Source organism: Pseudomonas sp. 22072 (genome assembly GCF_052046095.1).
GTDB lineage: Bacteria > Pseudomonadota > Gammaproteobacteria > Pseudomonadales > Pseudomonadaceae > Aquipseudomonas > Aquipseudomonas paracarnis.
Genome location: NZ_JBQEQE010000016.1, coordinates 1 through 19109, shown reverse-complemented (window position 1 = coordinate 19109; position 19109 = coordinate 1). Strand labels below are relative to the sequence as shown.

The window sequence follows — 19109 nt, the reverse complement described above, 5'->3', positions numbered from 1 at the left end:
TAGCGCTGAAATCCACCTACCGCTCGACAATAAGCTCTGAACAAACGAACACAGAGCCGCCTTGGTCTTTATTTCATTGGCTTTCATACTTTCAGGCACGCTTCTTGTTATAGGCCTCTGCCCCTTCAGCGCTTTTGCTGTTCGGCAATACCTACTCAATCAGGCAAGGAAACCCGTCATGCCAACACCCGCGTATCTCTCCATCACCGGTGTCAAACAAGGTTTGATTACGGCAGGCACATTTACTCAGGACTCGGTAGGCAGCATTTATCAGGAAGGTCATGAGGACCAGATACTGGTACAAGCATTTGCCCACCAGGTGATCATTCCTCGCGACCCGCAATCCGGCCAGCCAACCGGTCAGCGCGTGCACAAACCGCTGATGATCAGCAAGGTTTTCGATAAATCCTCACCTTTGCTGTTCAGCGCCCTGACTACCGGCGAAGAAGTGTCCTGCCGGTTGGAATGGCTGCGCAACTCTTCCTCCGGGACTCTGGAGCACTATTTCACCATTGAACTGGAAGGCGCGACCATCGTGGACATCCAATCGCGCATGCCCAACTGCCAGGACCCCGACAACGCCCACTTCACCCATCTGGAGGACGTGCACTTCAGCTATCGCAAGATCATCTGGACTCACGAGGTCGCCGGGACGTCCGGTTCGGACGACTGGCGCAGTCCAGTGGCCGGCGGCTAAGCAGGGCGATAGGGCCCCGCTAACGAGGTGCCGAGTAATGGGGCAAGAGCGTTTTGCTTGATTTGCCGCTTTTGCAAAGTGAGCCGCCGCCATTGCGGAACCCTAGGTGGCCGTTACCTGAATAACGGATATGTACGCGGTCTGATCTGACATCTGGTCGGCTATCAGGCCGCCTTCGCGAGCAAGCCCGCAGTTTTGTTATCCTGGCGCTCCCGCCCACACGGACGCGCGCGTATGCACATCGACCCGGCCTTCATCCTTCACCAGACCGAGCACTGGCAGCTCAACCACCACCTGGCGTCGAAGCTGCCGGGCTACCTGATGCTTGGCGCCAAGGTACCGGTTGACTCCCTCGCTGACATGCCAGAAGCCGCACTGGCCGAAATGGGCGGTTTGCTCGCCAACATCCAACGAGTGATGCAAGCCCAGCTCCAGCCGAAGTGGCTATATATCAGCCGCTACGGACATATGCCGGGTTTCCCGCTGCACTTTCACTTCATTCCTGTCTATGACTGGGTGGAGCGAGCGTTCTGGCAGGACGAACGCTACCGCTCGCTGTACGCTTTCGGTACGCCGCCCCTCGAACCCATGACCGATGGCGCTGAACTGACCCTGTTTGTATGGCGCGAGTTTGGCGAGAGCCTCACCCCGCCGCAGGTTCACGGGCCAGGGGTGGCGCAGGTGATCGAGCAATTGCGCGCTGCATTCAAGCGGGACTCATAACGCGCAGCCGCTTCACCATCGGCACACACGCCAGCACCAACCCGGACGGAGAGCGATACACCGCCTGCTCATCGCCTACATACCCGCACGCGCTATAAAAACTTACCGCGTTCAAGGTCGCATCCAGCACAACCTGTTCAATCGCTTGCTGGCGTGCCACGCCTTCCAGATGAGCAAGCATTGCCTTGCCAAGGCCTTGCCCCATGTAAGCGGGCAATACAAACAAGGCCCCTATTTCACCGTCGGCAAGATCGAGCATACCGGTGGCGACAGGCTCGTCATTCAGCCAGCCCATGTAGAACTGTTTTTCCATCAACACGCTGTAGCCATCGCTGGCGTGACCTCGGGTCCAGAGCGCCATTTGCTCAGCGCTGTAGGCGCCAATGCATTGGCCGCGAATGGCCTCGCGTCGAATCTCGAACGCACGCTCGGCGTCATCCGGCGTGGCACGTTTTATCTCCAGCATCGCAAGCTCCTTCCATGACCTCAAACTGCCACTAGCCCATTTGTGCTAATCGACCCCACCCCACGGCGGCGCTATATTCCGCGGCACTTCCAACGTTCTCACCCACACCGCGCACTCAATGCGCGCGGGTTCTTTGCGCGTTGGAAAAACCAAAACAACCCCAAGGAAGAAGCACCATGAAACTCCACTCCCCTGTCACTCGTCTTGCCCTGCTGGGCGCCTTGATCATCGGCGTCGCCGGTTGCAGCAATATCAAACCCACCGAAGATCATCTCAAGAAGCTTTCGGAAACCAATCTGGGCGAGCCGGTAAAACGTATTTCCAATGTGCGCAGCGACTCCATGACCACCTACTACGTCGCTAACACAGCCTCCGGCGAGTACAACTGCTCCGTGCCCAGCGGTGCGAGCGGCGGCGCGTTCGCGATTGCCAGCTTCGGCCTGATGAAGCCCGCGGCCTACTGCATGCCCAAGGGCGCCAAAGGCAATGGGTTGACGCCGTTCATGCAGTAATTTTTTCCTGACTGAGCTCACGCAGGGTGCCGCGCAGCTCCGCAGGGCGTACCGGTTTGGAGAGGATAGCGATCTGCCGATCATGCAACGCGGCCTGGATTTTCTCCACATCGTGCCCGGTGAGGATCAGCGCTGGCACCGCCCAGCCGCGTTGTTCGCGTAGCTGGTCGATGCATTCAATGCCGGTGGCATGGTTGCCCAGATCGTAGTCGGCAACGATGATGTCGCAGTCGCTGACCAAGCCCTGCCCCGTGGACTCGGCCTGCACCTCGCACCCCCAGCGCTCGAGCAAAGCTTGGGTGGCGAGCAGCACGTTGTAGTCATCCTCCACCAGGCACACTTTCAGACCGCTGAGCAGACCGGCCTGGCGAGCGTCGTCACGCACTGCCGGTTGACGCGGCGCGGTGGCCAGGGCCAGGGCCAGGCCATGCAGACTCACTGAGGTGCCATGGCCCACCCGCGAACGCAGGCTCACCTGCAACCCCATCAACTGCCCCAGGCGCTTGACGATGGACAGCCCAAGGCCCACGCCTTCAACGTCCTTGTCACGCAGTTGGCGCACGCGATAAAACTCTTCGAAGACCTTTGACAGATGCTCCCTGGCAATGCCCCGCCCCTGGTCGTGCACCTCCACCACCAAGCCGTTATCGCGAACACGCACACCGATCAGCACTGGTCGTTGCGCGCCGTATTTGAAGCAATTGGAAAGCAGGTTCTGCACCATCGTTGCCAACATGGCCGGGTCGACCAGCACCCAGTGAGCGCCGGCGCGCAAGCGCAACTGCACTCCAGCCCAGCGCGCAGCCTCGGCGTTCTGGCGCACCAGGTCGGCGAGAAAGTCACCCAGGTGAATCACTTGGTATTTGGGCAACAGGCGTCCGTTGTCGAGGGTGTAAAGGTCGAGAATCGAACGAAACAATTGCGACACGTTAAGCAAAGAGCGGTCGATATTGTCCACCAGGCGCTGTTCGTCCTCCCCCAAGCGGGCTTCGCGCAAGCAGGCGGTGAACAGGCCGATGGAGTGGATCGGCTGGCGCAGGTCATGGCTGGCCTGGGCAAGAAAGCGCGACTTTTCCAGGTTGGCGGCGATGGCTTGCTCGGAAGCCTTGCGTGTGCGCTCCAACAGGATATGGGCGTACACCGGGATCACTGTGCTGGTGATCATCAGCATCAGCATCATGAAGGGTTGCGCCTGCCACAGCGGCGTGAGTTGGTACACGATCAACAGCGCCAGCAACGCCAGCCCCGTCGCAATTGCCAGGTAGCGCGAACCGTAGCGCATGCCGTTGCCCAGGTTCACCCAGACCATCACCGCATACAGCGGCAATGCCGCCTCACCGCCCATCACCAGGCCGAACGAAGTGCCCGTGTAGTCGTGGATCATGCCGAAGATCCGCCGCGCCGGATAATGCCCAGGCCAGCGTGCGATCACCTGGCGCAACACGATGGATGCCAGCAGGAACAGCAAGATATACAGGATCACCGGCAGATAGGTGTCCAACGACTGCCCAGGCAAAAAGCCCAGCACGCCGATGTAAACGATAGCGATGCTGGCCACCACGATGCGCAGATTAGCCTGATCGAGTTCGGAGTTGGTCTCGGGGCTCATCGTCATATCCTTGACCTATCATCTGTAGGAGCGAGCTTGCTCGCGAAAAACGTCAACGATAACGCGTTGACCTGGGAATACGCGGTGCCGGTGCGTGCTTCGCGAGCAAGCTCGCTCCTACACCGAGGGTAAATAAAGTAGCATGCCTCGACACAACCTGGCCCCAGGAAGGAGCTCACCATGACCGGCCGGATCATCATCGCCGACGACCACCCCATGTTTCGCGAAGGCATGGCGCGCACCGTGCAACGCTTGCTGCCCGACGCCCAGGTGCAAGAGGCCGGCGACCTGGCCACGGTGAATACGTTGCTGCGCGAGGCGGGCGAGGTCGATACCCTGATCCTCGATTTGCGCTTTCCCGGCCTGACCTGCATCAGCCAACTGGCCGAAATGCGCCAGCAACTGCGACGCACCACCTTGGTGGTGGTGTCGATGGTCGACGACCCTGCGCTGATCGAACAAGTCATGGCCTTGGGCGTCGACGGTTTTATCGGCAAGAACATCGCCCCGGACGAGATCGGCCAGGCGCTGCTGGCGATACGCACTGGCGAAGTGCTGGTCAAGTTCGCGCCGTCGGGCCTGCTGCCGCTGGACACTCATACCCTTACCACCCGCCAGCAGGAAGTGTTGCGCCTGATTGCCCAGGGCAAGACCAACAAGGAAATCGCCAAGGCCCTGGATATCTCGCCGTTTACCGTGCGCATCCATGTGTCGTCCCTGCTGCGCAGTCTGAAGGTACCGTCGCGGGCGGCGGCGGCGGTGAAGTACTCCGGAGAGCTCTAAGCTGTTTGTAGGAGCGAGCTTACTCGCAAGAAACCCACAGGCGCCGCGTTGACTCAGAAAACACGCGTTAGCGTTGACGTTTTTCGCGAGCAAGCTAGCTCCTACAGCCCCCTCTGCATCCGATATTTATGCTCAATTCCCAACTTAATAATATTTTATTAATCACCGCCCGCCCCCTAACTTGACGTCATGCCCAAGCTGAATCCAACTGCATTACGCAAGGACAGACACATGACTCAAGCAATAACAAAAATAGACACGCTGGTGGTGGGCGCAGGTCAGGCTGGCGTGGCCATGAGCGAGCATTTGAGCAAGCAAGGCGTGCCGCACCTGGTGCTGGAGCGCAGCCGTATCGCCGAACGCTGGCGCACCGGGCGCTGGGACTCGTTGGTCGCCAACGGCCCGGCCTGGCATGACCGCTTCCCCGGTCTGGAATTCGACGACGTCCCTGCCGATGGCTTCGCGCCAAAAGAGCGTGTCGCCGATTACTTTGAAGCCTACGCACGCAAATTCAATGCGCCGATCCGCACTGGCGTGGACGTGACGTCAGTGGTACGTAACATCGGCCGCCCCGGCTTCACCGTGCACACCAGTGAAGGTGTGATCGAAGCCAACCGCGTGGTCGCCGCCACCGGGCCATTCCAGAAGCCCGTGATTCCAGGCATAGCGCCGACAGGCACGGCTCTGCACCAGATCCATTCCGCCGACTATCGCAACCCTGGGCAACTGCCGGCGGGCGCCGTATTAGTGGTGGGCGCCGGTTCTTCCGGCGTACAAATCGCCGATGAACTGCAGCGCGCCGGTCGCCAGGTCTACCTGTCGGTAGGCGCCCATGACCGCCCGCCCCGCGCCTATCGCAACCGGGATTTCTGCTGGTGGCTCGGGGTGTTGGGCGAGTGGGACCAGGCGGCGATGAAACCTGGCCGTGAACACGTGACCATTGCTGTGAGCGGCGCCCATGGCGGCAAGACCATCGACTTCCGTGAACTGGCCCAGCAAGGCATGACCCTGGTTGGCCTGACCCAAGCCTTCGACGGCACGGTGGCGACGTTCCAACCCAACCTGGTGGAAAACCTGGCACGCGGGGACGAGAACTACCTGGCCCTGCTGGACGCGGCCGACGCGTATGTCGAACGCAATGGTCTCGACCTGCCCCAGGAGCCCGAAGCACGTCGCGTGTTTCCCGACGCTGAATGCATCAAGCAGCCAATCCTGACGCTGGACCTGGCCGAAGCGGGTATCACCTCGATGATCTGGGCCACCGGGTTTGCCGTGGACTACAGCTGGCTACAGGTGGACGCTTTCGACGCCGCCGGCAAGCCGCAACACCAACGTGGTGTATCCAGCGAAGCCGGCATCTACTTCCTCGGTTTGCCATGGCAATCGCGGCGTGGCTCGTCGTTTATCTGGGGGGTGTGGCACGACGCCAAATACGTAGCCGACCATATCGCTATCCAGCGTCAGTACCTCGAGTACCGCGAAGCCGCGCCGGTTGCCCGCCAGACCCCTGTCAGCGCCTGATCACTTTTTCCTGGAGTTTTTTGATGCCTACTCACACTCGCATCCGCATGTTCAACACCAAAGAAACCTATCCCAACCAGAGCCTGGATAACGACCTGTGCCAGGCCGTGCGCGCCGGCAACACCGTGTATGTACGCGGCCAGGTGGGCACTGATTTCGATGGCAACCTGGTGGGCCTCGGCGACCCTCGGGCGCAGGCCGAACAGGCGATGAAAAACGTCAAGCAACTGCTCGAAGAAGCCGGCAGCGACCTCAGCCACATCGTCAAAACCACCACCTACTTGGTCGACCCACGCTACCGCGAGCCGGTGTATCAGGAAGTGGGCAAGTGGCTCAAGGGCGTATTCCCGATTTCCACCGGGCTGGTGGTCTCGGCCCTGGGCCAGCCGCAGTGGCTGATGGAAATCGATGTGATCGCGGTTATCCCAGAGTAAGGAGGCTAGCCATGACCTTTTCAATCGTTGGCCGCTGCGCGGAAACCGGCCAGTTGGGCGTCGCCATCAGCTCATCAAGTATCGCCGTAGGCGCTCGCTGCCCATGGCTGCGGCCCGGCGTGGGCGCGGTATCGACCCAGAACATCACCTTGCCGGCCCTCGGCCCAGACGTGCTCGACGGGCTGGAACAGGGCCTGGCCCCAGACGATGCCGTGGACAAAGCACTCACCCGCAACGGCTACAGCCAGTATCGGCAACTGACGGCGATTGACCACCTGGGCCGCAGCGTGCATTTCAGCGGCAGCCAGACCCTGGGTACCCATCACGCGGTATCGGGCGAGCAATGCGTGGCGGCGGGCAACATGCTCGCCGACCGTGAAGTCATCACCGCGATGGTCTCGGCCTTTGAACAGGGCGAAGGCCAGCTCGCAGACCGGTTGCTGGCAGCGATGCATGCCGCCATCGCCGCCGGTGGCGAAGCCGGTCCGGTGCATTCCGCCGCGCTGGTGGTGGTGGGCGAGTTGACTTGGCCGATCATCAACTTGCGCGTGGATTGGGCCGACGAAGCGCCGATTGGCGAATTGCAAAAACTCTGGGACGCCTACCGCCCACAGGTACAGGACTATATCGATCGCGCCCTCGCCCCCGACCGCTCCCCCGGCTACGGCGTGGCCGGAGACGAGCGATGAGCCGCAGCCGCGACCTGCTGGAAACGCTGGTGGGCTTCGACACCACCAGCCGTGAGTCCAACCTTCAGTTGATCGAGTTTGTGCGCGATTACCTGGCCGGGTTTGGTATCGCCAGCGAGTTGGTCTACAACGCGCAACGCACCAAGGCCAACCTGTTTGCCAGCGTCGGCCCGGTTGAGCTGCCAGGTATCGTGCTGTCGGGGCATACCGACGTGGTGCCAGTGGATGGGCAACCCTGGACCCTGCCGCCGTTCACGTTGACCGAGCGTGACGGCAAGCTGTTCGGGCGCGGCACCGCCGACATGAAGGGGTATATCGCGTGCGTACTGGCGTTGGTACCCGCACTGGTCAAAACACCGTTGCGCCTGCCGGTGCATATCGCCCTGTCCTACGATGAAGAAGTCGGATGCCTGGGCGTACGCTCATTGCTCGCTGTTCTGGAACAGCGCCCGGTGAAACCCATGCTGTGCATCATCGGCGAACCGACCGAACTCAAACCGGTGTTGGGTCATAAGGGCAAGTTGGCGATGCGCTGCGACATACAGGGTCAAGCATGTCATTCGGCGTATGCGCCCTCGGGGGTGAATGCGATCGAACATGCCGCCGATCTGATCTGCGAACTCGGGCGCATCGGCCAGCGCTTGCGTTCGCACCAGGACCCACGTTTCAACCCACCTTTCAGCACGGTACAGACCGGCCTGATCAGTGGTGGCAAGGCATTGAACATCGTCCCGGCCGATTGTCGCTTTGACTTTGAAGTACGCGCCCTGCCCGCCTCGGACCCCGCTGAAGTCGCTCAAGAACTGCAAGCGTACGCCATGCAGCAGGTACTGCCGCGTATGCAGGCGGTCAGCAAGCAGAGCTCCATTCGGTTCACAGAGCTGTCGGCCTACCCGGGGCTGGTCACGGATGAGCACAGCCAGGCGGCGCAGCTGATTGCGGCGTTTTGCGGCTCGCAAGCGTTCGGCACCGTAGCGTTTGGCACCGAAGGCGGGCTGTTTGATGCGGCAGGCATTCCCACCGTGGTATGCGGGCCCGGGAGCATGGAGCAGGGGCATAAGCCGGATGAGTTTGTGAGCGTAGCGCAATTGGCGGGATGTGATGCCATGTTGGGGCGCATGCTGGACTCGATCCGCTGAGCCAAACACTGCTTCCACAGACAATGCAAATGGATCGTGTTGGATCAGGCAGATAGGGGTCGGCTGGGGGCCATCATCGCAGGCAAGCCAGCTCCCACAAAAGGCCAGCCTCCAGTCAGACCAGCTCCCGAGCAAGAAACGGCGCAGTCCGGCTGGTCTTGCTCTTGGCCACCTTCTGCGGCGCCCCACACGCCACGACTCTCCCGCCCAAGTCCCCTGCTCCCGGCCCGATATCAATCACCCAGTCACTTTGGGCCACAACGCGCATTTCATGCTCCACCACAACCACCGTATGCCCCGCATCCACCAACTGGTTCAGTTGGCTGAGCAAACGATCGACGTCCCTGGGGTGCAACCCGGTGGTCGGCTCGTCCAGCACATACAAGGTGGCGCCCCGGGCATTGCGTTGCAACTCGGTAGCGAGCTTGATGCGCTGTGCCTCACCGCCCGACAACTCGGTGGCCGGCTGCCCGAGGCGCAGATAACCCAGGCCGATATCGCGCAGCACGACTAACGAACGCAGGATGCCCGGCTGCTCGGCAAACACCTGCACCGCTTGCTCCACCGTCAACCCCAGCACCTGGGCGATGTTCAAGCCCTGCCATTTGATCGCCAGGGTGTCGGGGTTATAGCGCGCGCCGTGACAGGTCGGGCATGGCGCGTACACGCTGGGCATGAACAGCAATTCAACGCTGACAAAACCTTCACCCTCACAGTTCGGGCAACGGCCCTTGGCGACGTTGAAGGAGAACTGCCCGGCATCGTAATTGCGTTTCTTGGCCGCTGGCGTGGCGGCAAACAGTTTGCGCACGTTGTCGAACAGCCCGGTGTAGGTCGCCAGGTTGGAACGCGGCGTGCGGCCGATGGGCTTCTGGTCCACCTGCACCAGGCGCTGAATGTGCTCGAGCCCGGCGCTGATGCGCCCGCCACTGGCTTGCGGTGCAGCATCTTCCAGGCTCGGTTCGTCGTCGCTTTCCAGCACACGCCCCAGGCCCGTGCCCACCAATTCCAGCAGCGCCTGGCTGACCAGGCTGGATTTGCCCGAGCCGGAAATCCCCGTCACCGCGGTGAAACAGCCCAGCGGGAAATCCACGTTCAAATCTTTCAGGTTATTTCGCGTCACGCCTTTGAGCTTCAGCCAACCGGCCGGCTCGCGGCTTGGCACATTGGCCGGGCGAGGTGAGGCAAACAGGTATTCGCGGGTCTGCGAGGCCTCGACATCCGCCAACCCTGCGGGCGGCCCGCTGTACAGCACTTGCCCGCCATGTTCGCCGGCAGCCGGGCCCACGTCGATCAGCCAGTCGGCGCGGCGCATGGTTTCCAGGTCATGTTCCACCACAAACAGCGAATTGCCCGCGGCCTTCAAACGATCAAGCGCGGTGAACAATGCTTCGCCATCCGCCGGGTGCAGGCCCGCCGAAGGCTCATCGAGCACATAAATAACACCGAACAACTGCGAGCCCAATTGGGTAGCCAGGCGCAGACGCTGCAGTTCCCCGGACGACAGGGTCGGCGTGCTGCGCTCCAGGGACAGATAGCCCAGGCCCAGTTCGATCAAGGTGTTGACCCGTTCGAGCAGGTCCTGGGCGATGCGCTGGGCCGCCAGGCGTTTTTCCACCGACAGCTTCATCGTGTCGTGCCCCGCGGCCACCGGCTGCAGCAACTCGGCCAATTGCGCCAGGGACAATTGCGACAGCTCACCGATATCCACCCCGGCAAACTTCACCGACAACGCCGCCTGGTTCAGGCGTTTGCCCTCGCACAATGGGCAGGCACTGCCTTGCATGAACTGCGATACACGCTTTTTCATCAGCGCGCTTTGGGTGTTGGCGAAGGTGTGCAGGATATAGCGCCGAGCGCCGCTGAAGGTGCCTTGGTAACTGGGCTCCAACTTGCGTTTCAACGCCTCGCGGGTCTGCTGCGGGGTGAAGCCGGCGTACACCGGTACGGTGGGGGTTTCTTCGGTGAACAGGATCCAGTCGCGCTGCTTTTTCGGCAGCTCGCGCCACGGGATGTCCACGTCATAACCCAGGGTCACGAGGATGTCGCGCAGGTTCTGGCCCTGCCACGCCAACGGCCAGGACGCCACTGCACGCTGGCGGATGGTCAAGGACGGATCGGGCACCATCAGCGCTTCGGTCACTTCATACACGCGGCCCAGGCCGTGGCATTGCGGGCACGCGCCCTGGGGCAGGTTCGGCGAGAAGTCCTCGGCATACAACATGGCCTGCCCTTTCGGATAGCGGCCGGCGCGGGAATAGAGCATGCGGATCAAGCTCGACAAGGTGGTGACACTGCCCACCGACGAGCGCGCACTGGGTGTACCCCGTTGCTGTTGCAGGGCCACGGCAGGCGGCAAGCCTTCGATGCTGTCTACGTCCGGCACGCCGACCTGGTCGATCAAGCGCCGCGCATAGGGCGCCACCGATTCGAAATAGCGGCGCTGGGCCTCCGCGTACACCGTGGAAAACGCCAGAGACGATTTGCCGGAGCCAGACACGCCGGTAAATACCACCAAGGCGTCCCGGGGAATATCCACATCGACATTGCGCAAATTATGTTCACGGGCGCCACGCACCCTGACGAAGCCGGTTTGCCGGGCGGTGAGCGGTGGGATGTTGCGCTGTGAAGTCATGGGCAACCTTGTCTTGCGCTTAGCACCCTGCGCACGCGTTGGGTCAGGGCATCGGGGCTGTAGGGTTTGCTCAGCAGGTGGATATCGGCGCTGAGCAGATGATTGGAAGACAGAATGTCGCGGGTGTGGCCCGAGGTAAACAGCACCGGCACCGGCGGGTTCTGCGCGCGGGCCCAGGTGGCCAGATCGGTGCTCTTGACCCGACCCGGCATCACCACATCGGTGAAGATCAGGTCCGGCGACACGCCGCGCTGCAACACTTGCATCGCGCGGTCGCCATCCTCGGCGGTCAGTACGGTATAACCCGACTGCTGCAGCAACTCGACCACCGTCAGGCGCACGCCTTCGTTGTCCTCGACCACCAGGATGGTTTCCTGGCCGCCGCCTTGCAGGTCCGCATCACTGTAGTCGTCGAGGCATTCAGGCTCCAGGCAGTGGGGGAAATACATCTGCACCACCGAGCCCTTGCCCTCCTCGCTCCACATGTCCACGTGCCCGCCACTTTGGCGCACAAAACCGAACACCATGCTCAGGCCCAGGCCGGTGCCGTGGCCTTCGCGCTTGGTGGTAAAGAAGGGTTCGAATGCGCGCTTGAGCGTCGCCTCGGACATGCCCACGCCGGTGTCGGCCACTGCCAGGCGCACGTACTCGCCGGGCTTGATGCTTTTACCGATGCAATCGTCCGGGTTGAGGATGACGTTTTCTCCGGTGATACGAATCACACCCTCGCCTTGCATGGCATCGCGGGCGTTGATCGCCAGGTTGAGCAGCGCGTTTTCCAGCTGGTTGCGGTCGACATTGATGCACCAGGAGTCCTGGGGCAGTTGCACGTCGATATGGATGGTTTCCCCCAACGCCCGTTGCAACAGCTCGCCCAGGCCGGCGTAGATGCGCTGCGGGTTGTACACCGCCGGAGACAAGGGCTGGCGACGGGCAAAGGCCAGCAGTTGCGACGACAGCTTGGCCCCTCGCTCCACGGCGGCGATGGCCGCGGTGACGCGACGTTGCACCTGACAATTGTCCGGCTCATGCCTGGCGAGCAAATGCAGGTTGCCGGCGATCACTTGCAGCAGGTTATTGAAGTCATGGGCCACGCCACCGGTCAGGCCGCCAATCGCTTCCAGCTTCTGTGACTGGCGCAACTGGTCTTCTGCGGCAGACCGCGCCTGCACTTCAGCGGCTACGCGTTGCTCCAGATTATGGGTGAGCTCCTGGCGCACCCGCTCGGACTTCACCAGTTCGGTGGTTTCCACCACAATCGCCAGCACCCCGGCCGGCTGTTGGTTGTCCCCGGCCACGGGGCTGTAATAGAGGTCCAGCCATACGCTTTCCGGTTGGCCGTGACGCGATAACACCAGCTCCTTGTTATTGAACGACAAGGTACCGCCCGCCAGGCACGTATCCACCACGTGCCGATTGAACTCGGCTACTTCCGGCCAGCCCAGTTCGACCGGAGTGCCCAAGAGGTAGGGATGGCGCCCGCCGGCAAATACCGAATAGCTGTCGTTGTAGATCATGTACCCCGCCCGCCCCCACAGCATCACCATCGGCACGGGTGAGGCGAGCATCATTTGCACGGTGCAAGCCAGGCTCGTGGACCACTGATCCAAGGGGCCAAGGTCGGTACTTGACCAGTCAAACGTGCGAATCCGCTGGGCCATTTCGCCGGCCCAGCCTTCACAGCCATGGGGGTTGGATAAAAATTGCATGATTGGGCTCTGTGCAGGGACAAGACAGTCGCAAGTTTTGGAGCGCGCCAGCGGTGGATGGTTTCATCCTGAGCACAGAGGAATGCACAAACCCCTGGAACTCAATGAAAATCCCGGCTGCGCACCACCATTCCATCCAGCAACGGCGTCAAATCGGTGAGGCGCCCCGCGATCAAATGCCGCACCTCACCTACCGCCTCCCACCGGCCGTCCACCTTGAGCAAACGCGAGCCCACCAGCGCCTGGCGCTGACGCTCGGCCAGGTCGCGCCAGACCACCACATTGAGGTTGCCGAACTCATCTTCCAGGGTGACAAAGGTCACGCCGCTCGCCGTGCCAGGGCGCTGGCGGCCAGTGACCAACCCGGCGATGCTCACGTTGCGCCCATGTTCCACCGCCAGCAATTCCTGGGAACTGCGGCAGCGGCGCCGGCGTAACTCGGCGCGCAACAACGCCAGGGGATGGGGCCCCAGGGTGGTACCGAGGGTGGCGTAATCGGCGTGCAAATCTTCGCCGACCGTAGGTTCGGGTAATGCCACCCGCGTTTCATCGGGGCTCGGCAGGCCGGCAAACAAGCCCAGTTGCTGATGCACACCGGCCACGTCCCAGCGCGCCTGATGGCGGTTGCCGGCCAGGGCGCGCAAGGCCCCGGCATCCGCCAACAGCGCCTGGGCACGCGTATCCAGCCCGGCGCGCGCGTCCAGGTCAGCGATGTCATTGAACAGCCGCTGCTGCCTCGCCGCTTCGATACGCCGCCCGTCGTCCTCGCGAAACCCCGAGATCATGCGCAAGCCCAGGCGAATCGCCGGTTGCTGGCCGTCGATGGGCTCCAGGCTGCATTCCCAGTCGCTGGCCTGCACATCTACCGGGCGGATCTGCAAGCGATGGCGCCGGGCGTCCTGCAGGATCTGGTCCGGGCTGTAGAAGCCCATGGGCCAGCTGTTGATCAGGGCGCAGGCAAAGGCCGCCGGCTCATGGCATTTGAGCCAGCAACTGGCATAGGTCAGCAAGGCGAAACTGGCGGCGTGGGACTCCGGGAAACCATAGCTGCCAAAGCCCTTGATCTGCTCGAAAATCTGCGCGGCAAAGGCTTCGGTGTAGCCATTCTTCAGCATGCCGGTGCGCAGGCGCTGCTGATGCGGCTCCAGGCCGCCGTGGCGTTTCCAGGCGGCCATGGAGCGGCGCAACTGGTCGGCCTCGCCAGGGCTGTAGTCGGCGGCGACCATCGCGATTTGCATCACCTGTTCCTGGAACAGCGGGATGCCCAGGGTGCGTTCCAGCACGGCCTTCAATTGCGGCGACGGATAGGTGGTGGGCTCTTCATTATTCCGCCGACGCAAGTACGGATGCACCATGCCGCCCTGGATCGGCCCAGGCCGCACAATGGCAACCTCGATCACCAGGTCATAAAACGTCTGCGGCTTGAGCCGGGGCAACATCGACATCTGCGCCCGCGACTCGATCTGGAACACACCGATGGTGTCGGCCTTGCTGATCATGGCGTAGGTGGCCGGGTCTTCCTTGGGAATCGTGGCCAGGCTCAAGTCCCGGTGGCGATGTCGGCGCAGCAAATCGAAGCAGCGGCGGATCGCGCTGAGCATGCCCAGGGCAAGGATGTCCACCTTGAGCAAACCGACGGCGTCGAGGTCGTCTTTGTCCCACTGGATAATGGTGCGCTCGGCCATGGCCGCATTTTCCACCGGCACCAGGGTGTCCAGCGGGTATTCGCTGATCACAAAGCCGCCAGGGTGCTGGGACAGGTGCCGCGGAAAACCGATCAGTTGCTGGGTCAATGTCAAGACACGCCGCAGCAGTGGGCTGTCCGGGTCGAAGCCGCTTTCACGCAGGCGCTCCAACGGCGGCGCCTCATCGCTCCAGCGCCCGCAGCAATCGGCCAAGACGTTGATCTGGTCCGCCGGCAGCCCGAGGGCCTTGGCCACATCACGTACCGCGCCCGTGGCGTGGTAACTGCTGACCACCGCCGTCAAGGCTGCACGGGTGCGGCCATAGCGCTGGAACACGTATTGCAGCACCTCTTCGCGGCGTTCGTGCTCAAAGTCCACGTCGATGTCCGGCGGCTCGTTGCGCTCTTTGGACAGGAAGCGCTCGAACAGCAGGTTGGTCAGGCTCGGGTTGATTTCGGTGATGCCCAGGGCAAAACACACCGCCGAGTTAGCCGCCGAACCCCGGCCCTGGCACAGGATCGAACGGCTGCGGGCGAAACGCACGATGTCATGCACCGTAAGGAAATAGCTTTCGTAACCCAGCTCGCTGATCAGCTGCAGTTCACGATGGATTTGCTGCAAGGTCTTGTCGTCGATGCCTTCGGGCCAGCGCTGGGCGATGCCTTCTTCGGTGAGGGTGCGCAGCCAGGATTGGGCGTCATGCCCCGCGGGTACCAGCTCGCGTGGATAGTGATAGCGCAACTGGCCGAGGTCGAAGGTGCAGCGCCGCGCGAGGGCGAGGGTTTCATCCAGCAAGGCCTGGGGGTACAGCGCCGCCAGCGCGTCGAGGCTGCGCAGGTGGCGTTCGCCATTGGGGTGCAGGCGCGTGCCAGCTTCGGCCACCGGCACGTGGTGACGGATGGCGGTCATGGTGTCTTGCAGGGCACGGCGGCCTCGCGCATGCATATGCACATCGCCGCAGGCCACGGCAGGGATTTGCAGGCTGTGGGCCAGTTGCAAGCGCTGTTGCAGATGGCGCGCATCGTCCTGCCCACAGTGCAGGTGTACCGCCAGCCACAGGCGCTGGTCGAAGGTGCGGCGCAGCCAGTCGAGGCTGGCCTGGGTGTCGCGGTCTTGCGCCACCCACAACGCCAACAGGCCGGGCAACGGTTGCTCGAAATCTTCCTGTAGCAGGCGATAACTGCCCTTTTCAGCCCGACGCCGGGCCAGGGTGATCAGCCGGCACAGGTGCTGGTAACCGCTCAGGTTCTCCACCAGCAGCACCAGTTTCGGGCCATTTTCGATGTGCATTTCGCTGCCGATAATCAACGGCAAGTCCACGGCTTTGGCGGCTTGCCAGGCACGCACGATGCCTGACAGCGTGCATTCATCGGTAATCGCCAGGGCGCTGTAGCCTTGGCGCTTGGCGCGCTCGAAAAGCTCCAGCGCACTGGAGGCACCACGCTGGAAGCTGAAATTGGACAGGCAGTGCAGCTCGGCATAATTCATGCGCCCCCACCCCCTGTTGTAGGAGCGAGCTTGCTGTGGCGAGGGAGCTTGCTCCCGCTGACTGCGCAGCAGTCTCCGGCTTTTATTGGGGGCGCTACGCACCCCAGCGCAAGCAAGCTTGCTCGCCACAGTAAGTGCGCTCCAGCTGAGGGGATGCTCATGCAAACCACCCTTGCAACCACAGCCCATCGCCTTGCCCCACCGTGCGATAGGCCCAACCCTGCTGGCCGGCGCGGGTCTGGACCAGGTAATAGTCGCGGCGGACATCGGCGCCATCCCACCAGCCCGATTCAATGCGCTCCGGACCCATCAGGATCTGTACGCCGTGTTCGGCCAGCAAGGTCGGTTGCGGCAATAACCAGCCTGGGCGGCGGACCTTGTTCAAGCTCGGGCACGCCTGGTGGTCGGTCGCAGCCTGCCAGGCGCATTCGGGGCGATGGTCGGCCTGAAAACGCAGGCCCTGCACCGCCTCATCCCCCAGGCGTGCACGCAGGCGTTCGCGCAACTGTTCCCACGGCAGGGTTTGTTGCGGGCGGTCGTCGAACAGGTCCTGGCGTTGCGGCACGAACACCGGCAAGTCCTCGGCCACCAGGCGCACACCCCGCACCGGCGCGGTGACCTGTACCTGCTCCAGGCGCCCACGGGCCAGTTCGAACAACATTGAAGGCTCGCGCTCGGCGCTGAGCAGGCCCACCTTGATCACGCTGTCTTGTGCCTGGGCGTGTTCCAGGTGCAGGTCAAAGCGCTGCACGCCACTGTCGCGGCCGCACAGGAACGCGGACAGGTCGCCGGTCAAACGCCGCAAGGGGAACAACAGCGCCTGGTGGGATTGCACATCGAAATTCAACTCGATGCGTGCATCGAACTGGTCGGGCGGTTGATAAAAATCCAGGGCCAATGGCCGCTGCCCGCTCAGGGCGTCGAGGTGCTTGAGCAGGCTGGCGTCAAAACGTCGCGCCAGGGTATGCCGGGGCAAGGCCTGCACCTGGGCCAGGCTGCGCAGGCCCATGCGCGACAAGGCGGTGGCGGCTTGGGGTTCAAGGCCTGCACGGTCGACAGGCAGCGACGCCAGGGCCTGCATCAGGGCGCTGTCATCGGCCACGGCCAGGCCGTCGTAGCCGTTTGCCAATATCCGCGCCGCCGCCGGGTTGGGCGCAGCGACGATGCGATGACGAAAGCCAAGTTCGGTCAGCTCTTTGCGCAAACGCGCCTCAAGTTGCGGCCAGGGCCCGAACAGGCCCAGGCTCGATTCGATCTCGAACAACAAGGCCCGTGGGTAATACAGGCTGACTTGGGAGCTGAATCGGTAGGCCCAGGCGGCCAGAAACTGCTGCAGGCGCTCGATCTCCAGCGGGTCGTATTCGACACAGGCAAACTGCTTGACCAGGGCATGGGCTGCCGTCAACGATTGCCCGGGGCGCAGGCCCAAGGCGCGTGCGGCGGCGTTGACGGTTTGCAACACGCGCCGCTGCGGCGTGCCGGCCAGCAGCGCCAGCGGCTGCTCGGGTTCGGGGTGCACACGCTGTGCCCCGTCCAGCGCCAATTGCGGGAAGACAATACACACCCAACGCATGGCAACCTCAATGCCCCGCCAGGGCAATTGGCGCCGGATGGGCCAGCCCGCCACGGCACTTGAGCACCCGCACTTGCGCGGGCCTGGCCTCGACCGCCAGGCGCAGGGCGGCAGGCGAGGCATTGATCGCCTCGCTCAGGGAGCGCCAGGCAAACGCCAGGGTCTGCCCGGTTTCGGCCGCCACCTGCAAACGCCGCAAGGCACGATCATCGGCCTTGCGCGGCCAACACAACACCGCCCCGCAACTGCCAGAACGCAGGCATTGCTCCACCGCCCACAACGCGTCACGCTCCTCGGCCCGGATGATGGACAGCTGGCGCACATCCACCCCGGCGTTCTGCCACGCATGGGGATAGGGGGTATAGGGCGGCGCCACCAGCACAATGCGCTCGCCCAGGGCCGACAGGCGCGCCAGGGTAGGCAGCACCAGTTGCAACTCGCCCACCCCGTCCTGGGCCATCAGGATTTCACTCAAGGCCGATTCCGGCCAGCCGCCACTGGGCAGCACCGCATCCAGCGCCGCCAGCCCCGTGGGGTGCACGCTGGCCGGGGGGGCGGCGGGCCGGCCCTTCCAGACTCGCCCGCCATTGAACAGCGAGTCCAGGGCAACCACGGCGCCCATCAGCCTTGCCTCACCAGGCCGCAGAACACGCCTTCGATGGCCAGGTCCTGCTCGGGCCCGACCACGATGGGTTGATAGGCCGGGTTGCGCGGCAACAAGCGAACCCTGTCGCCGTTGCGCTCGAAACGCTTGATAGTGACGTCGCCGTCCAGGCGCGCCACCACAATCTGCCCGTTCAAGGCTTCGGCACTGCGGCGCACGCCCACCAGGTCGCCATCGAGAATGCCATCTTCAATCATCGAATCGCCCTGCACCCGCAGCAGGTAATCGGGGGTTTTGGCGAAAGTGGCGGGGTCCAGTTGCAAGCGGCTGTGCACCTCGGCATCGGCGCCAATCGGCCGACCGGCCGCCACACGGCCGAGCACCGGTACATCCAGCCACTCGGGACGCGCAGGTTGATTGAGCAAGCGAATGCCACGGGCCTGGTTGGGGTTGACCTCGATAAACCCAGCTTCGGTCAGCGCCACCACATGCTTGCGGGCGACGCTGCGCGAGGCGAAGCCGAACGCCTCGGCGATCTCGGCGAGGCTGGGAGGCTGGCCTTGTTGCGCGATGCGCTCGCGAATGAAGGTCAGGATGGCGGTGCGGCGGGGAGTCAGGTTTGTCATGGAGTACATTTGTACTCCTGTGGGAAATTTCTGACAATAACCGTCAGTCTGCTAATTGCCAGCTCCCACATGAAGGCATAGGTATCTACTTAAGTCTGTAAGCTCAACGGTTAAAACGATGCGAAGCGAGCCGCTCTTGATCTTGATCTGCTTTTGATCTTAGGCGCCCCGTTAAACCACGCTGGCCGGAATTCGACAGGGATTTGGGGGGTAAAC

The 19109-nt window shown here is 62.8% G+C and carries 16 protein-coding genes; 8 read left to right on the top strand and 8 right to left on the bottom strand.

Translation table 11 applies throughout. The annotated features are described in order from the left end of the window. The first annotated feature begins 178 nt into the window (after positions 1-178). A complete protein-coding gene (locus tag ACTJLA_RS17280; protein WP_034126109.1) occupies positions 179-697 on the top strand; it encodes an Hcp family type VI secretion system effector in 519 nt (172 codons plus the stop codon). 234 nt (positions 698-931) lie between these two features. After that, complete coding sequence (locus ACTJLA_RS17275; protein ID WP_054898524.1) at positions 932-1420, top strand: HIT family protein; 489 nt, start codon at positions 932-934, stop codon at positions 1418-1420. On the opposite strand, the gene ACTJLA_RS17270 is transcribed toward ACTJLA_RS17275, so the two are convergent. Then, positions 1404-1886 (bottom strand): GNAT family N-acetyltransferase, encoded by a 483-nt coding sequence (locus tag ACTJLA_RS17270; RefSeq protein ID WP_054917124.1) that lies wholly within the window; start codon positions 1884-1886, stop codon positions 1404-1406. The genes ACTJLA_RS17275 and ACTJLA_RS17270 overlap by 17 nt on opposite strands. A gap of 176 nt (positions 1887-2062) precedes the next feature. On the opposite strand from ACTJLA_RS17270, the gene ACTJLA_RS17265 reads away from it, so the two are divergent. Next, a complete protein-coding gene (locus ACTJLA_RS17265; RefSeq protein ID WP_044273082.1) occupies positions 2063-2398 on the top strand; it encodes a hypothetical protein in 336 nt (111 codons plus the stop codon). Here ACTJLA_RS17265 and ACTJLA_RS17260 read toward each other — a convergent pair. Further along, the gene (locus tag ACTJLA_RS17260; protein ID WP_314546460.1) at positions 2388-4007 is read right to left on the bottom strand and encodes a hybrid sensor histidine kinase/response regulator; all 1620 of its coding nucleotides are present in this window, start codon (positions 4005-4007) and stop codon (positions 2388-2390) included. The two genes, ACTJLA_RS17265 and ACTJLA_RS17260, sit on opposite strands and share 11 nt — an antisense overlap. A gap of 180 nt (positions 4008-4187) precedes the next feature. On the opposite strand from ACTJLA_RS17260, the gene ACTJLA_RS17255 reads away from it, so the two are divergent. The 5 genes from ACTJLA_RS17255 to argE all read left to right on the top strand — a co-directional run bounded on the left by ACTJLA_RS17255 (position 4188) and on the right by argE (position 8573). Beyond that, positions 4188-4790, top strand: a complete 603-nt coding sequence (locus ACTJLA_RS17255) for a LuxR C-terminal-related transcriptional regulator (protein ID WP_259038820.1) — start codon at positions 4188-4190, stop codon at positions 4788-4790. 189 nt (positions 4791-4979) lie between these two features. Next, positions 4980-6311: a flavin-containing monooxygenase gene (locus ACTJLA_RS17250; RefSeq protein WP_371262604.1), complete on the top strand. Its 1332-nt coding sequence runs from the start codon at positions 4980-4982 to the stop codon at positions 6309-6311. A gap of 23 nt (positions 6312-6334) precedes the next feature. Then, positions 6335-6745: a RidA family protein gene (locus ACTJLA_RS17245; RefSeq protein WP_054917131.1), complete on the top strand. Its 411-nt coding sequence runs from the start codon at positions 6335-6337 to the stop codon at positions 6743-6745. An 11-nt stretch (positions 6746-6756) separates the two neighbouring features. After that, positions 6757-7434, top strand: coding sequence for a DUF1028 domain-containing protein (locus ACTJLA_RS17240; protein ID WP_054898520.1), 678 nt, complete (start codon positions 6757-6759; stop codon positions 7432-7434). Further along, positions 7431-8573, top strand: coding sequence for an acetylornithine deacetylase (gene argE, locus ACTJLA_RS17235; RefSeq protein WP_054917132.1), 1143 nt, complete (start codon positions 7431-7433; stop codon positions 8571-8573). Before ACTJLA_RS17240 ends, argE begins: the two co-directional genes overlap by 4 nt. 115 nt (positions 8574-8688) lie before the next feature. Here the strand turns inward: argE and uvrA are convergent, their stop codons facing one another. The 6 genes from uvrA to lexA form a co-directional block, all read right to left on the bottom strand. Next, positions 8689-11208, bottom strand: coding sequence for an excinuclease ABC subunit UvrA (uvrA, locus tag ACTJLA_RS17230; RefSeq protein WP_054898518.1), 2520 nt, complete (start codon positions 11206-11208; stop codon positions 8689-8691). Continuing rightward, positions 11205-12917, bottom strand: a complete 1713-nt coding sequence (locus ACTJLA_RS17225) for an ATP-binding protein (RefSeq protein WP_054917134.1) — start codon at positions 12915-12917, stop codon at positions 11205-11207. The genes uvrA and ACTJLA_RS17225 overlap by 4 nt, the downstream gene beginning before the upstream one ends. A 101-nt stretch (positions 12918-13018) precedes the next feature. After that, the gene (locus ACTJLA_RS17220; protein ID WP_054898516.1) at positions 13019-16090 is read right to left on the bottom strand and encodes an error-prone DNA polymerase; all 3072 of its coding nucleotides are present in this window, start codon (positions 16088-16090) and stop codon (positions 13019-13021) included. Between the two features lie 157 nt (positions 16091-16247). Continuing rightward, positions 16248-17663: a Y-family DNA polymerase gene (locus tag ACTJLA_RS17215; protein ID WP_034126120.1), complete on the bottom strand. Its 1416-nt coding sequence runs from the start codon at positions 17661-17663 to the stop codon at positions 16248-16250. A gap of 7 nt (positions 17664-17670) precedes the next feature. After that, positions 17671-18285 carry a translesion DNA synthesis-associated protein ImuA gene (imuA, locus tag ACTJLA_RS17210; RefSeq protein ID WP_003191873.1) on the bottom strand — a complete coding sequence of 205 codons (615 nt, stop codon included), beginning with the start codon at positions 18283-18285 and terminating at the stop codon, positions 17671-17673. Beyond that, positions 18285-18902 carry a transcriptional repressor LexA gene (gene lexA, locus ACTJLA_RS17205; RefSeq protein ID WP_072448369.1) on the bottom strand — a complete coding sequence of 206 codons (618 nt, stop codon included), beginning with the start codon at positions 18900-18902 and terminating at the stop codon, positions 18285-18287. Before lexA ends, imuA begins: the two co-directional genes overlap by 1 nt. Positions 18903-19109 lie beyond the last annotated feature (207 nt).